Below are 14,393 nucleotides of genomic sequence, written 5' to 3' on the forward strand. Positions count from 1 at the left end.
GTCGGCTTTTCAAATGGTGGTGGAGCTAGACGGGATCGAACCGTCGACCTCTTGCATGCCATGCAAGCGCTCTCCCAGCTGAGCTATAGCCCCACAAAAGTGGTACGCATTAACCGGCGTTACGGTATTCCCCAACCTTTCTGAGATAAAGGTTGGTGGAGCTAGACGGGATCGAACCGTCGACCTCTTGCATGCCATGCAAGCGCTCTCCCAGCTGAGCTATAGCCCCGTTCCACAATCACTTTGTGCTGTGAACGGGGCGCATAATATGAAACCCGGTAAACACTGTCAACGGCTAAATTGAATTCCTCGATCAAGCGCTGAAAAAGCCGCCAAATCAGCACGTTTAACGCCAAAAAACCGGCAATGCGGATATAAATCAATCGTCACGCGAACCGGCCCACGGAAAATCGATTACCCTTATAAATTGCGTTGCTTTTTAATTAATAGAATGTTAGCGAAATGCGCTTGAGTCCCTTGCTGCACAGGCATAGACTGCCCGCGCCGTAAATTTCATTACTCTAAAACTGAGCCAGTTATGTCTTTGCATTCACCAAAAGAAATCGCCACCCTCGCCGTTCAGGCCGGGGTGAACAAAAGCCACGCCCCTCTCGCCAACCTGTTGATTCTGGGCTTTCTCGCCGGCGCCTTTATCGCCACCGGCTTTCTGCTGGATATCCACGTAATCGGCACCCTGCCTGCTGAATGGGGCTCCTTTGGCGCCTTGCTGGGCGCGGCGGTGTTCCCTATCGGGCTGATCCTCACCATCCTGGCCGGCGGCGAACTGCTGACCGGCAATATGATGACGCTGCCGATGGCCTGGTTCGCCCGGCAAATCACCGCGTTCGCCGTACTGCGCAATTGGTTCTGGGTCACCCTGGCCAACTTTGCCGGCAGCCTGGCGGTCGCCTACTTCTTCGGCCACCTGCTTGGCTTGACCGAGGGTGCGTTCCTGCATAAAACCCTGGCCATTGCCCAGGCGAAAGTCGACGCCGACTTCCTGCACGCCTTTATTTCCGGCGTGGGCTGCAACTGGCTGGTATGCCTGGCGGTGTGGCTGGCCTTCGCCAGCAAAGACGTGCCGGGCAAAGTGATCGGCATGTGGTTCCCGGTCATGGCCTTTGTCGCCATCGGTTTTCAGCACGTGGTGGCCAACATGTTCATTATCCCGGCGGCGATTTTTGCCGGCGGGATGGGCTGGGATCAATTTCTGCCTAACGTGGTTGCGGTGTTCCTTGGCAATGCGCTGGGCGGCGCCGGCTTTGTCGGCCTGATGTATTTCCTCGCCTACCGCCCCGCTTCGCCGGCCAGCGAACGGGCCTGATCGGCAGCAATAAAAAAAGCCCCGGGATCGCTCCACGGGGCTTTTCATTTATAGCGCGGCAGCTTATTAGCCCTGGGCTTCACGCCCGGCGATGTAAGCCAGCGCCATATCGATACGCTGCAGAGAACGCGCCTGACCAATGGCATGCACGGTCACGTCCATCCCCGGCGACTGGCCGGCGCCGGTTACGGCAACGCGCAGCGGCATGCCGACCTTGCCCATACCTACGCCCAGCTCATCCGCGGTGCCCTGAATCGCGTCGTGCACGTTTTCCGGCGTCCAGGCGCTGATGGCGGCCAGCTTGGCGCGCACCGCTTCCAGCGGCTGGCGAGCCACCGGGCGCAGGTGTTTCTTGGCGGCGTCGGCGTCGAATTCGCTGAAGTCTTCATAGAAGTAGCGACAGGATTCGGCCATTTCCTTCAGCGTCTTGCAGCGCTCGCCCAGCAGCTTGACGATATCCTTCAGCTCAGGACCGTTGCGGGTTTCGATGCCCAGTTGTTCAACGTGCCATGCCAGATGCACCGCCACTTCTTCCGCCGGCATATGGTTGATGTAGTGATGGTTCAGCCACTGCAGCTTTTCGGTGTTGAAGGCGCTGGCGGATTTGTTGATCGCTTCCAGCGTGAAGAACTCTTTCATCTCGTCGATGGAGAAGATTTCCTGATCGCCGTGGGACCAGCCCAGACGCACCAGGTAGTTCAGCAGCGCCTGCGGCAGATAGCCGTCGTCGCGGTACTGCATCACGCCCACCGCGCCGTGGCGCTTGGACAGCTTTTTGCCGTCGTCGCCGAGGATCATGGAAACGTGCGCGTATTCCGGCACCGGCGCGCCCAGCGCTTTCAGGATGTTGATCTGGCGCGGGGTGTTGTTGATGTGGTCTTCGCCGCGGATCACGTGGCTGATTTCCATATCCCAGTCGTCCACCACCACGCAGAAGTTATAGGTTGGCGAACCGTCGGTGCGGCGGATGATCAGATCGTCCAGCTCCTGGTTGCTGAACTCGATCGGGCCGCGGATCTTGTCGTCGAAGATCACCGAGCCTTCCTGCGGGTTGCGAAAACGCACCACGTGCGGCTCGTCGTCGGTGTGGCTGCATTGGCTGTCGCGGCAGTGGCCGTCGTAACGCGGCTTCTCGCCGTTTTCCATCTGCTTTTCACGCAGCGCTTCCAGACGCTCTTTGGAGCAATAGCATTTATAGGCCGTGCCCTGCACCAGCATGTCGTCGATGACCGCGTTGTAACGGTCGAAGCGTTTGGTCTGGAAATACGGGCCTTCATCCCAATCCAGGTTCAACCAGTTCATGCCATCCATAATTGCGTCGATCGCGTCCTGGGTGGAGCGTTCCAGATCGGTGTCTTCGATGCGCAGAACGAACTCGCCGCCGGCATGGCGGCTGAACAACCAGGAATACAGCGCAGTACGGGCGCCACCGACGTGCAGATAGCCGGTTGGGCTCGGGGCAAAACGGGTTTTGATTTTCATTGGGTTCACTGCCTTATTACGCAACGCGTGTCGGCGGTTGCCGACGATTGCTCGGAATTTAAAAAAGTGGGCAACATTGTACCACCACGCGCTAATTCCTCAACGCTGACACGATATTGCGGCGGTGGATTTCGCTCTCTCTGCGGCCCGTTTCGCATAACAATGGGCAAAGAATCGGCGGCGCTGGCGATAATTATCGCATCCTGTTTAAATTTGCGGCGAACGATTGAAATCATTTTAAAAACCGTTGACTCACTTTCAACTATCCCTATAATGCGACTCCAACAAGACGGGGCGATTAGCTCAGTTGGTAGAGCATCTCCTTTACACGGAGGGGGTCGGCGGTTCGAGCCCGTCATCGCCCACCATCTTGTTGAGCAGTAAGAAATGAGAAAATGAGGGTGATTAGCTCAGTTGGTAGAGCATCTCCTTTACACGGAGGGGGTCGGCGGTTCGAGCCCGTCATCACCCACCACTCATTCTCTCGTTTAGCAGTAACCTGGAAGTCCTGAAGTGGGTGATTAGCTCAGTTGGTAGAGCATCTCCTTTACACGGAGGGGGTCGGCGGTTCGAGCCCGTCATCACCCACCACTTCTGCGGGTCGTTAGCTCAGTTGGTAGAGCAGTTGACTTTTAATCAATTGGTCGCAGGTTCGAATCCTGCACGACCCACCAATTCAGAGAAAAGCGCCTTTGGGCGCTTTTTTCGTTTCAGCTCCACCTCATCCGCCCCAACCTCTTTATTGCATAGCGCACGATGTCGTGTTGGATGAGAACCTGCGTTCAGGTTCGAGCCGAGCGAAGCGAGACGACAACGCACAGCGTTGCCCGCAGGGTGAGGCCAAAGGCCGAATCAATCCTGCACGACCCACCCATTCAGAGAAAAGCGCCTTTAGGCGCTTTTTTCGTTTTCGCCGTTTGAAAATCCCCCCAGCCAAAATCACCGCCCCGTCGTCTTGGATACGAATGGTTATCATTTTAACATGTTGAGTGGTAAATTAGCGGGTATGCCTAACCCAGCCAAGACACGTCTTAGTTCAAGGAAAGAAAGAGCCCGCTCATGACCCTATCCTTACGTCACCTATTTATTTCATTTATCGCGGCTTCCGGCCTGCTGCTCAGCGGCTGCGGCCCAGACGACAACCCCGAAGCGCAAACGCCCGCCTCCGCAAACAGCGGCTGGCCGCGCACCATCGACAGCGCCAAAGGCCCGTTTACGCTGGAAAAACCGCCGCTGCGCATCGTCTCCACCAGCGTCACTCTCACCGGCACTCTGCTGGCGATTGACGCGCCGGTTATCGCCAGCGGCGCCACCAGCGCCAACTCATCGCTGTCTGACAGCCAGGGGTTCTTTACCCAGTGGAGCGAAGTGGCGAAGCAGCGCAACGTCAAACCGCTGTATCAGGTTGAACCCAATGCCGAAGCGGTCGCCGCCGCCAACCCCGATTTGATCGTCATCGCCTCCACCGGCGGCGATTCGGCGCTGAAGCTGTACGACCAACTGTCGACCGTCGCGCCAACGCTGGTGCTCAACTACGGCGATAAAAGCTGGCAGCAGCTGGCCACCCAATTAGGGGAAATCACCGGCCACGAACAGGGGGCAAAACAGGCCGAAGCGCGCTTTGAACGGCGGGTGGAACAGGTGAAGCAGTCCATCGTCCTGCCGCCGCAGCCCACTTCCCCGCTGGTCTATGCCGACAACGGGCGTGAGGCCATGCTGTGGACGCCGGACTCCGCCCAGGGGAAATTGCTGACCCAGCTCGGCTTCCAGCTGGCCACGCCGCCGGAAAGCGCCAAGGGCAACACCAGCATGGGCAAACGCCAGGACATCATTCAGCTTTCGGGCGAAAAGATGGCGGAAGGCCTGAACGGCAAGACGCTGATGCTGTTCTCGGCCGATGAGCGCAAGGTCAGGGAGCTGTTGGCCAACCCGTTCCTCCAGCACCTGGAGCCGGTTGAACAACATCATGTCTACGCCGTCGGCACCGACACCTTTCGCCTCGATTACTACAGCGCCACCAATATGCTGAACAGCATCGAGCGGCAGCTCAAGAAATCCTGACATGCCCTCCGGCAGGCCTGGCGCCTGCCGCATTTCGCCGCGCAACAATTACATTCAATCTATTGAAATATAAACAATCATTAACATCACGGATAACTTATCCCACCCTATCCGGCGGATGCATTGCGGCGCAAACTCATGCTACTATAAGCCGGTCTTCAAGAACGCTAATAATAATGAGAATCAAAATTATAAAGGAGTTAACGGTGTGAGCTTACCCACTCCGACCACGCGGGCGCCTACATCCACGTCTCGCACAGCCTACGCCGGCGGCCTGAAGCGGGTTTCCGGGCTGGGCCTGTGCCTGGCACTGCTCTTGCTGTGCGTGATGGCCAGCCTGATGCTGGGATCCAAATCCATTCCTTTTCATACCGTTTGGCTCAGCCTGCAGGGCCAGTTTAGCGGTGCAGACAGCACAATTATTCTCAACGCCCGCCTGCCCCGCACGCTGGCGGGCATTCTGGCCGGCGTGGCGCTGGGCGGCGCCGGCGCGCTGATCCAGGCGCTGACGCGCAACCCGCTGGCCGATCCCGGCGTGCTCGGCATCAACGCCGGCGCCAGCTTCGCCGTGGTGCTGGGCATTATGTTTTTCGGCGCCGCTTCTACCGAAGGCTATATGGGCTGGGCCTTTGCCGGCGCCGCCATCACCACCCTGCTGGTGTACCTGATCGGCACGCTGGCGGGCGGGCGCATCAATCCGGTGCGGCTGACGCTGGCCGGCGTGGCGATAGGCGCGGTGTTGAACGGCGTCACCACCGGGCTGTCGCTGCTCGATCCGCAGACCTTCGACCAACTGCGTTTCTGGCAGGCCGGCACGCTGGATATCCGCACTCTGGCCAGCCTGGCGGTCACCGCGCCCGCCATCCTGATCGGCGCCCTGCTGACGCTGGCCATCGCCCGGCCGCTGAACACCATCGGCATGGGGGAAGATCTGGCCATCGCGCTCGGCGCGCGCGTGGCGCTGACTCAAATCATCGCGGTTATCGCCATTACGCTGCTGTGCGGCGCGGCGACCGCCACCGTCGGCCCGATCGCCTTTGTCGGCCTGATGGTGCCGCACATCGCCCGCTGGTGGGTTGGCCCCGATCAGCGTTGGATATTGCCTTACTCAATGCTGATGGCCCCGGTGCTGCTGCTGTGCGCCGACATCATCGGCCGTTTGTTGGTGCCCGGCGAGCTGCGGGTCTCCATCGTCACCGCCTTTATCGGCGCGCCGGTCTTGATCTGGCTGGTGCGCCGCAAGAAAACCCTGGGGGGCCTGTGATGTCGATGCCTCGCACCCTGCTTATCGGCCGCGCGGACGGCATCGTCAACTGGCGCATGCCGATGCGCGTGCTGCTGGTCAATCTCTCGCTGCTGGCGCTGTGCCTGCTATTGGCGGTGGCGGCGCTGTGCTACGGCACGCTTCCGCTGTCGCTGGAGCAGGTGTTTTCCGCGCTGAACGGCCAGGCGCCAAAGAATCTGGTGACCGTGGTCACCCAGTGGCGCCTGCCGCGCATTACCATGGCGCTGCTGCTGGGCGGCGCGCTCGGCATGAGCGGCGCGATTTTCCAGTCTATTATCCGCAACCCGCTGGGCAGCCCGGACGTCATCGGCTTTAACATGGGCGCCTATACCGGCGCGCTGATCGCCATCACGCTGTTCAGCGGCGGCTATTACTCCATCGCCGGCGGCGCGCTGGCCGGCGGCATCGTCTCTGCGCTGGTGATCTACCTGCTCGCCTGGCGGCAGGGCGTGGCCGGCTTCCGGTTGATTATTGTCGGCATCGCCATCAGCGCGGTGCTGGTCTCCACCAACACCTGGCTGATCATCACCGCCTCTCTGGAGCGCGCCATGGACGCCGCCATGTGGCAGGCCGGTTCATTGAACGGCATGACCTGGCAGAAATCGCAGCCGGCGCTGGTGTTTATCTCGCTGGCCGCCGCCGCCGCGCTGTTGATGGGCAAACGCCTGCGGTTGCTGGAGATGGGCGACGACGCCGCGCGCGCGCTGGGGGTGAATGCGGAAGGTAGCCGGCTGTGGCTGATGCTGTTCGGCGTGACCCTGACCGCCGCCGTTACCGCCACCGCCGGGCCGATTTCTTTTATCGCGCTGGCCGCCCCGCAGATCGCCCGCCGTCTGACCGGTCAATCCTCGGTTACCCTGACGTCGTCGGCCCTGATGGGCGCCACCTTGCTGCTGGGGGCCGACGTTGCCTCCCAGCATCTGTTCGCGCCGACCCAGCTGCCGGTGGGCGTCGTGACCGTCAGCATCGGCGGCCTGTATCTGATCTGGCTGTTAATCCGTGAGTCCCGCAGATAATGAAGAGTAAGAATGCCATGAGCCACCGCCTGCACGCCTCGCACCTGACGCTGGGCTATGATAACAAAATCATCGCCAACGACCTGAGCGTAGCCATCCCCGACGGCGCCTTCACGGTGATTGTCGGGCCGAACGCCTGCGGCAAATCCACGCTGCTGCGCGCGCTGTCCCGCCTGCTGAAACCCAGCGCCGGCGAGGTGTTTCTCGATGGCAAAAACATCAGCAGCTTCGCCACCAAGGCGCTGGCGCGCGAGCTGGGCCTGCTGCCGCAAACCTCGATCGCGCCGGACAGCATCACGGTGGCGGATCTGGTGTCGCGCGGGCGTTACCCACACCAAAGCCTGCTGAAGCAGTGGACCCATGCCGACCGCCAGGCGGTAGAGGAAGCCATGGCGGCCACCAACGTCAGCCAGTTGGCGGACCGCAGCGTCGACGAACTGTCCGGTGGCCAGCGCCAGCGCGTGTGGGTGGCGATGGTGCTGGCGCAGCAAACCTCGCTGCTGTTGCTGGATGAGCCGACCACCTATCTGGACATCGCCCATCAGATTGAGCTGTTGGATCTGTTCCGCCAGCTGAACCAGGAACGCGGCCAAACCATGATCGCCGTACTGCACGATCTGAACCACGCCTGCCGCTATGCCGACCACATCATCGCCATGCGCGCCGGCAAGATAGTGGCGCAGGGCAAACCGGCCGAAATCATCACCGCCGAGCTGGTTGAACAGGTGTTCGGCATGCCCTGCATGATCATCGACGATCCGCTGTCGCACACGCCGCTGGTGATCCCGCGCGGCCGCTTCCACTGCGGTTCCGCACGGTAAATAACAGGCCGGCTCTCCCGGCCTTTTCGATTATTTCTCCAGCGACACCTGCTTGAAGATGTGCTTGCCGAACGGGTCGATCTCGTAGCCCTGCACCTCCTTGCGCACCGGCTCGAAGATGGTCGAATGGGCGATCATCAGCGCCGGCATTTGTTCATGCATCATCACCTGCGCCTGTTCGTACATCGCCACCCGCTTGGCATGGTCGTTCTCTTCGCGCGCCTGCTGGATCAACTGGTCAAACGGCTTATAGCACCACTTGGCGGAGTTAGAGCCGTTGAGCGAGGCGCAGGTGAACAGCGGGCCGAAGAAGTTGTCCGGGTCGCCGTTGGCGGTGGTCCAGCCCATCAGCGCGGTCTGGTGCTCGCCGTTTTTGATCCGCTGCAGGTACTCGCCCCATTCGAAGGTCACCACCTTGGCGCGCACGCCGATTTTAGCCCAGTCCGCCTGGATCATCTCCGCCATGCGTTTGGCGTTGGGATTATAGGGCCGCTGCACCGGCATCGCCCACAGATCGATGGCGAAGCCCTGCCCCAGCCCGGCCTCCTGCAGCAGCCGTTTCGCCTGGTCCGGCGCGTACGGGTAATCCTCAATCTTGTCGTTGCTGCCCCACTGGGTCGGCGGCAGCAGATTCTTGGCAGGCTGGCCGGCGCCGTGGAACACCGCCTCGATAATCGCCGGCTTGTTGATCGCCAGCGCCAGCGCCTGACGCACCTTGACGTTGTCCAGCGGTTTCTTCTGGGTATTGAACGCCAGGAAGCCGATGTTCAACCCCGACTTTTCCATCAGCCGTAGATTGTTATCTTCCCGCATGCGGGCTAAATCCGCCGGGTTGGGGAACGGCATCACCTGACATTCGTTTTTTTGCAGCTTGGCGAAGCGCACCGCCGCGTCCGGGGTGATCGAGAACACCAGCCGATCGATTTTCGGCCGCCCTTCCCAATAGCCGTCGAACGCCTTATAGAGAATTTTGGCGTCCTTCTGGTATTGCACCAGTTGGAACGGGCCGGTGCCGATCGGATCGTTGTCCACCCGCTGTGGCGTACCCGCCTTCAGCATCGCGTCGGCGTACTCCGCCGAGAGAATGGTGGCGAAATACATGCCCAGATCGGCCACGAACGGCGCTTCGGCGCGGGAAAGCTCGAAACGCACGGTGTTGTCGTCCACCTTGACGATGCGATCGATCAGCGTACCGAACTCCATCGATTCAAAGTTGGTGTAGGCGCCGTTGGAAACCTTGTGGTAGGGATTATTGGCGTCTTTCTGGCGCATAAAGGAGAAAATGACGTCGTCGGCGTTGAAGTCGCGGGTGGGGGTGAAATATTTATTGCTCTGGAATTTCACGCCTTTGCGCAGGTGGAAGGTATAGGTTTTGCCGTCTTCGCTCACTTCCCAGCGCTCCGCCAGGCTGGGCTGCAGCTCGACGGTGCCGGTTTTAAAATCCACCAGCCGGTTGTAGATCGTCGCCGAACTGGCGTCCACCGTCGGGCCAGAGGTAAACAGCTGCGGGTTGAAGCCCTCCGGCGAACTTTCCGAACAATAGACCAGCGTGCTCGCCTGCACGCCACCGCTTACCGCCAACGCCAACAGCCCCATCGTTATCGCTTTTTTATTCATCGTGCCATCCCCAGTGGTGAGAAAACAGACCGATGAATAGCAATAAATCACGCAGTTAGGCTTGTAAAGGACAAATTCCGCGCATGCGGGCAGCCGCATGGCCATTCACGGCATAAAGCCGGCGTTGCTGGTTATTCGCCGCAGCTCGCTATCAGCCTCTCGATTAACGCCTTAACTTTGGGCAACTTTTCCCGGTTTTTCAGCCAGGCCAGGGTAATCGGCATACCGTCCGTTTCCAATTCAGGAAGAATTTTCACTAGCCGGCCGTCTGCCAATGGTTCGCGGATCAACCAGGTGGGGAGCTGCCCGATGCCAAACCCGGCCATCACCGCCAGCGCCTGCCCTTCCGAATCCCCTATCGCCAGGCCGCCAGAGGCCGGCCTCAGTATATTTTCCTGCCTCTCCCCGGTGAAATGGAGCGGGTAGGCCATGCCGTTTCCCTGGCCATAGAAGACCAAAGCGTGCTCCGACAGCTCATGCTCATTGCCGGGCTCCCCGTGCCGTTGCAAATAGCCCGGCGAAGCGCAAAAGACCAGCCTTTGAATATTCATCTGATAATGCCCCAGCGCCGCCGGCCAAATGCTGCGGCCGCCTGAGCGTACGATAATATCAATCCCGTCTTCAACCGGGTCGACAAAGCGATCGGACAGGGTAATGTGGGGTTCCAGCTGCGGGTGCTCGCGCATAAATTGCAAGATGACCGGCAAAACCTGCAGCCGCCCATAGGCTGCCGGCAAATCGATACGTATCCCGCCCTTTAATTCCTGATGTTCCGCATGCAGCGACAGCTCCACCTCTTCAAGATGCGCCAACGCGCCGGTGCAGGCACGGTAAAACTCCACGCCGGCGTCATTCAGCGCCAGGCGTCGGGTCGTGCGGTCGAACAGCTTTACCTTAAGCCGTTTTTCTAACCTGGCGACGGATTTGCTGACGGCCGAAGTGGTTAAATGCAATCGCTCGGCGGCGGCGGTAAAACTGCCCGCATCAGCGACGCAGACAAACACGTCAATGCCCTTCAGACGCTCTGAAAAACGCATGGGAGGCCACCCTATTGTTGAATTAATTTCCAATAACAGAGTGAATTAATACCAAAGATGTCACCTGGATTCCATTATAAGATTGCCTGTCTCATTTTTAGGCAATTTGATTAACGGAAGGTAAATATGAACAGCCGGGTATTATCTTTTGCAGACACCGTCAGCCAGCGTTTTTCACCGCGCGCTTTTCTTCCTGCGTCCTTAACCGAGGGGCAACTCAACGAGGTGCTGCAAGATGCGCAATGCGCGCCATCTAATTGCAATACTCAGCCATGGCACGTCCATATCGTGTCGGGTAAAAAGAGGGAAGCCCTGAGCAATACATTGATAGAAAATGATAATCTTGGCCTGGCCAAACCGGATTTCACCTTCGATTACGCCGATTATTACGGTGATTATTTCGAACGCAGCCAGGAGCAAACCAGAATATATTATGAATCTCTCGGAGTAAGGCGCGAGGATCAGGAAAAACGCAGAGAAATCTACCTGCGCAATTTTAAATTCTTCAATGCGCCTCACGTCGCGTTCTTGTTTATGCCTTCATTTGGCGACAACGTACGCGTGGCGTCCGATATCGGCATGTATGCGCAAAACTTCCTGCTTTCCCTGACCGCCAGAGGCTATGCCGGGATACCGCAAACCCTGCTCGGATTCCATGCGGATACGGTGAGGGAAGCGTTGGGCGTCTCGGCGGAGTTCCGGCTGCTGTTTGGCATTTCGTTCGGCTATGCCGACCCGCAGGCCCCGACCCACAGTGTTCGCGTAGGCAGGCTCCCGGTTGAGAAAAGCGTCGTTCTGCATAATTAACCGCTAATGACCGCCAGAACCAGCGCACGATGATTTGGCTGCGCCGCAGCAAAAAATCGCGGCTGGTTCTTTGGTGGCAGGCCATCAGCCGATGATGAAATTAAATCATCTGGCTAAAGTTCATCTGCGCCATCAGCTTGTAGTTGTCGGCATAATCGACCGGTATCGCCACCACCACCGGCCCCTGGATTTCCATCGCCTTGCGCAGCATCGGCCGCAGATCCTCTACCGACTGTACGGCAAAGCCAACCGCCCCGCAGGATTCCGCATAGGCTTTGAAATCTATCGGCCCGAACTCTACGCCGGATTTGCGCTGGTATTTGTTTACCTCCTGCATTTCCACCATGTTGTAGGCGTTATCCACCCAGATCACGTGCACGATGTTGTTTTTCAGCCGCACGGCGGTTTCCAGCTCCATGCTCGACTGCATAAAGCCGCCGTCGCCTGAAATCGAGACCACTTTGTCGCCCGGGCGCACCAGCGCCGCGCCGATCGCCCACGGCAGCGCCACCCCCATGGTCTGCTGGCCGTTGGAAATCAGCAGCTGACGGGCGCGGAAGCTGTAAAGATAGCGGGCGATCCAAATATGGAAGCTGCCCATATCCACGCACAGCGTCACGTCATCGCTGACGATATCCTGCAGTTCTTTCACGATGCGCAGCGGGTGGATCGGCATGCCGCCGCGCCGCGCCGCGCGCTCCGCCAGCTCGCTGCGCTGGCGCCCCAGATCGGTGAGGATCAGCTCCACCTCGGCCGGCACGCTGACCGCGCCGCTGAAGGCTTCGGTCAACATGTTGAGGGTGGCGCTGATATTGCCCACCAGCTCGACGTCCGGGCGGTAGCAGGTGTCGATGTCCGCCGGCAGCACGTCGATATGCACCAGCTTCAGCCTGCCCTGGCTGTTCCACATGCAGGGATCGTATTCGATCGGGCCATAGCCGACGCTGACCACCAGATCGGCCTTTTGCAGCAGCTGATCGGCGGGCTGGTTGTTGAACAGCCCGACGCGGCCGGCAAAGCGGGCGAAATGGTTAACGTCGATCACCCCGGCCGCCTGATAGGTGCCGACCACCGGCATATGGGTGCGGTACAGCAGATGGCGCACCGCCTCGCTGTTTTCCGGGCGGCTGGCCTGCAGGCCCAGCAGCAGTACCGGGCATTTGGCCCGTTGGATCAGTTTTACCGCCGCCTGAATGTCGTCGGCGGCCGCGGCGCCCATGCGCGGCAGGCGGCAGCCGGCCAGCACCGGCGCGCTCACCGGCTCATTGACGATGTCCATCGGCAGGCTGACGAACGAAGCGCCGGGCCGGCCAAACTCGGCGCGGCGGAAGGCGTTGGCGATCACCTCGGAGATCGCCGAACCGGCGTGCACCTCGGCGCAATATTTGGTCACCGGGCGGAACATGCTGACGGTGTCCATGCTCTGGTGGGTCTGCTTCAGGTTGTCGGCGCGCTTCACCGCCCCGCCGAAAGCCACCACCGCATCCCCTTCCGAAGTGGCGGTCGCCAGCCCGGTGATCAGGTTGGAGCTGCCCGGCCCGGAGGTGACCAGCGCCACCCCGGCCTTGCCGGTCAGGCGGCCGACCGCCGCCGCCATAAAGGCCGCGTTGGCCTCGTGGCGCACCACCACCGTTTCGATCGACGGCGCGTCCTCCAGCGAATCGAACACCCGGTCAATCTTGGCGCCCGGAATGCCGAACACGTGCTTCACGCCCTGCGCCTCCAGATTTTTCACCACCAAATCCGCGCCGCATTGCCAATTATTGTCTGTTTTTACCTGTGCCATGGTTCCACCTCCTAAAAAAACGATCGCCGGGGCATTAACCCTCGGCGGAACGAATCGCGCGATCCAAATCCTCTGGGCAGAGGTCGGCGCGTAAGAAATCCGCATCATGCGGCAATTGAAGATTGAGACGGGTGATAACGCCGAACTGCAGGCGGCCGTGATCGAGCTGATAATCCAGCACGTGGCCGCCGCCGCTGCGGTCGTCGGTAACGAAGTGTTCGTGATAGCCGGCCACGCCGATGCCCTGCATATAGTCCGGCGAGCGGAAGCCGACCAGCGTGCCCTGCCGCTGATGGAAGGAGAACGTCGGCTGTTCTTCAATCGCCTCCAGCATCGGGCGATACGGCCGTTCCTGGCGCGGTACGGTACGGGTTTCCACGTGGCTGAATTCGCCGTCGACCCGCACCGCGCAGAACAGGTTCGGCGAAGCGACCTGTTCGTCGATGCACTGGTGCAGCTGGGCCTTGGTGATCGGCCGGTCGAACCGTTGGCTGACGCTGGGCTGGAAAAAGGTGACCACGGCAAAGGGAGTTTTCTGTTGCAGACCGGCCGGCCTTGCGCTGCCGTCGGCGCGCAGCTGGTGTATTTCGTGGTCGAAGGCGATCAGCTCGCCATCCAGATGATTGAAGGTGCCAAGGCCGAAGTTGCCGTGCTTCAGCAACTCGGCGATGGTGACCTCACCTTCGTATACGCCGCCGATCAACGCGCTCATCAGCGAGATTTGGTAGATTTCACCCTCCCCGGCAACCACCGATTGCCTGGCGAAACCCTGCACCAAATGGTGCGCGCAGGCGCAACCCTGGTTTTTGTTCATGACCTACTCCTCCACCAGCGCAAGGCAATATGCCCCGCGCGTTCAAAAATGCTCACCGGCGGTGAACAAAGATGCCGCCATCGGCGCGTTCGTGAGTTGGAACGATTCAGCCTGAGGCGACAAAAAAACCGGCACGGCGGGCCGGCTGACGTTCAGGCGCAACAGGGGTTAGCAAACATAAAGTGTCACTAATCATTGTCGTTTAGCCGAGCGTCAAATTGAACGGTTTATCTGGTGTTGAAGCGGCAATCAATCTTCCGGGCCAATACGGTTACCCGGGGAAAATATTTTATATTTAGTGCTAAAGGCCACGTGGGTTATGCATTTTTTCTCTATGCGTCCG

At 59.7% G+C, this 14,393-nt stretch carries 11 protein-coding genes, 6 tRNA genes and 1 other RNA gene; 11 read left to right on the top strand and 7 right to left on the bottom strand.

Annotated elements, in window-relative coordinates; genetic code table 11:
• Nucleotides 1-17: 17 nt before the first annotated feature.
• Nucleotides 18-93: transfer RNA gene (locus KHA73_RS17270), tRNA-Ala, on the bottom strand.
• A 60-nt stretch (nucleotides 94-153) separates the two neighbouring features.
• Nucleotides 154-229 (bottom strand) — tRNA-Ala (locus KHA73_RS17275).
• Between the two features lie 309 nt (nucleotides 230-538).
• Here KHA73_RS17275 and KHA73_RS17280 point away from each other — a divergent pair.
• Nucleotides 539-1,324, top strand: coding sequence for a formate/nitrite transporter family protein (locus KHA73_RS17280; protein ID WP_234585624.1), 786 nt, complete (start codon nucleotides 539-541; stop codon nucleotides 1,322-1,324).
• A 66-nt stretch (nucleotides 1,325-1,390) separates the two neighbouring features.
• Here the strand turns inward: KHA73_RS17280 and gltX are convergent, their stop codons facing one another.
• Nucleotides 1,391-2,806 (bottom strand): glutamate--tRNA ligase, encoded by a 1,416-nt coding sequence (gltX, locus tag KHA73_RS17285; protein ID WP_234585626.1) that lies wholly within the window; start codon nucleotides 2,804-2,806, stop codon nucleotides 1,391-1,393.
• Nucleotides 2,807-3,098: 292 nt separating this feature from the next.
• Here gltX and KHA73_RS17290 point away from each other — a divergent pair.
• From KHA73_RS17290 to KHA73_RS17330, 9 genes are all read left to right on the top strand, one after another.
• Nucleotides 3,099-3,174, top strand: a tRNA-Val gene (locus KHA73_RS17290).
• 31 nt (nucleotides 3,175-3,205) lie between these two features.
• Nucleotides 3,206-3,281 (top strand) — tRNA-Val (locus tag KHA73_RS17295).
• 40 nt (nucleotides 3,282-3,321) lie between these two features.
• Nucleotides 3,322-3,397, top strand: a tRNA-Val gene (locus KHA73_RS17300).
• 7 nt (nucleotides 3,398-3,404) lie between these two features.
• Nucleotides 3,405-3,480, top strand: a tRNA-Lys gene (locus KHA73_RS17305).
• Nucleotides 3,481-3,553: 73 nt separating this feature from the next.
• Nucleotides 3,554-3,679: non-coding RNA, RtT sRNA (locus tag KHA73_RS17310), on the top strand.
• 186 nt (nucleotides 3,680-3,865) lie between these two features.
• On the top strand, nucleotides 3,866-4,867 hold the full coding sequence (gene fepB, locus KHA73_RS17315; protein ID WP_234585627.1) for a Fe2+-enterobactin ABC transporter substrate-binding protein: 1,002 nt from the start codon (nucleotides 3,866-3,868) through the stop codon (nucleotides 4,865-4,867).
• 208 nt (nucleotides 4,868-5,075) lie between these two features.
• Nucleotides 5,076-6,131 carry a Fe(3+)-siderophore ABC transporter permease gene (gene fepD / locus KHA73_RS17320; RefSeq protein WP_234585628.1) on the top strand — a complete coding sequence of 352 codons (1,056 nt, stop codon included), beginning with the start codon at nucleotides 5,076-5,078 and terminating at the stop codon, nucleotides 6,129-6,131.
• Nucleotides 6,131-7,168: an iron-enterobactin ABC transporter permease gene (gene fepG / locus KHA73_RS17325; protein ID WP_234585629.1), complete on the top strand. Its 1,038-nt coding sequence runs from the start codon at nucleotides 6,131-6,133 to the stop codon at nucleotides 7,166-7,168. The genes fepD and fepG overlap by 1 nt, the downstream gene beginning before the upstream one ends.
• A 17-nt stretch (nucleotides 7,169-7,185) precedes the next feature.
• Nucleotides 7,186-7,989, top strand: coding sequence for an ABC transporter ATP-binding protein (locus KHA73_RS17330; RefSeq protein WP_234591316.1), 804 nt, complete (start codon nucleotides 7,186-7,188; stop codon nucleotides 7,987-7,989).
• 30 nt (nucleotides 7,990-8,019) lie between these two features.
• Here the strand turns inward: KHA73_RS17330 and KHA73_RS17335 are convergent, their stop codons facing one another.
• A complete protein-coding gene (locus tag KHA73_RS17335; protein ID WP_234585631.1) occupies nucleotides 8,020-9,606 on the bottom strand; it encodes an ABC transporter substrate-binding protein in 1,587 nt (528 codons plus the stop codon).
• Nucleotides 9,607-9,737: 131 nt separating this feature from the next.
• Entirely contained in the window at nucleotides 9,738-10,643 is a 906-nt protein-coding gene (locus KHA73_RS17340) for a LysR family transcriptional regulator (RefSeq protein ID WP_234585633.1), read from the bottom strand.
• 126 nt (nucleotides 10,644-10,769) lie between these two features.
• Between KHA73_RS17340 and KHA73_RS17345 the strand changes: the two genes are divergently transcribed.
• Entirely contained in the window at nucleotides 10,770-11,450 is a 681-nt protein-coding gene (locus tag KHA73_RS17345) for a nitroreductase (protein WP_234585635.1), read from the top strand.
• Nucleotides 11,451-11,550: 100 nt separating this feature from the next.
• On the opposite strand, the gene alsS is transcribed toward KHA73_RS17345, so the two are convergent.
• Both alsS and budA read right to left on the bottom strand, forming a co-directional pair.
• Nucleotides 11,551-13,236, bottom strand: a complete 1,686-nt coding sequence (gene alsS, locus KHA73_RS17350; RefSeq protein ID WP_234585636.1) for an acetolactate synthase AlsS — start codon at nucleotides 13,234-13,236, stop codon at nucleotides 11,551-11,553.
• Nucleotides 13,237-13,270: 34 nt separating this feature from the next.
• Complete coding sequence (gene budA / locus KHA73_RS17355; RefSeq protein WP_234585637.1) at nucleotides 13,271-14,050, bottom strand: acetolactate decarboxylase; 780 nt, start codon at nucleotides 14,048-14,050, stop codon at nucleotides 13,271-13,273.
• Nucleotides 14,051-14,393 lie beyond the last annotated feature (343 nt).

The organism is Serratia entomophila (assembly GCF_021462285.1).
Taxonomy (GTDB): domain Bacteria; phylum Pseudomonadota; class Gammaproteobacteria; order Enterobacterales; family Enterobacteriaceae; genus Serratia; species Serratia entomophila.

Bases quoted from the DNA above. Each gene is read 5' to 3' on its own strand.
- KHA73_RS17280 (WP_234585624.1), top strand. From the start codon at position 539: ATGTCTTTGCATTCACCAAAAGAAATCGCCACCCTCGCCGTTCAGGCC.
- gltX (WP_234585626.1), bottom strand. From the start codon at position 2,806: ATGAAAATCAAAACCCGTTTTGCCCCGAGCCCAACCGGCTATCTGCAC.
- fepB (WP_234585627.1), top strand. From the start codon at position 3,866: ATGACCCTATCCTTACGTCACCTATTTATTTCATTTATCGCGGCTTCC.
- fepG (WP_234585629.1), top strand. From the start codon at position 6,131: ATGTCGATGCCTCGCACCCTGCTTATCGGCCGCGCGGACGGCATCGTC.
- KHA73_RS17330 (WP_234591316.1), top strand. From the start codon at position 7,186: ATGAGCCACCGCCTGCACGCCTCGCACCTGACGCTGGGCTATGATAAC.
- KHA73_RS17335 (WP_234585631.1), bottom strand. From the start codon at position 9,606: ATGAATAAAAAAGCGATAACGATGGGGCTGTTGGCGTTGGCGGTAAGC.
- KHA73_RS17340 (WP_234585633.1), bottom strand. From the start codon at position 10,643: ATGCGTTTTTCAGAGCGTCTGAAGGGCATTGACGTGTTTGTCTGCGTC.
- KHA73_RS17345 (WP_234585635.1), top strand. From the start codon at position 10,770: ATGAACAGCCGGGTATTATCTTTTGCAGACACCGTCAGCCAGCGTTTT.
- alsS (WP_234585636.1), bottom strand. From the start codon at position 13,236: ATGGCACAGGTAAAAACAGACAATAATTGGCAATGCGGCGCGGATTTG.
- budA (WP_234585637.1), bottom strand. From the start codon at position 14,050: ATGAACAAAAACCAGGGTTGCGCCTGCGCGCACCATTTGGTGCAGGGT.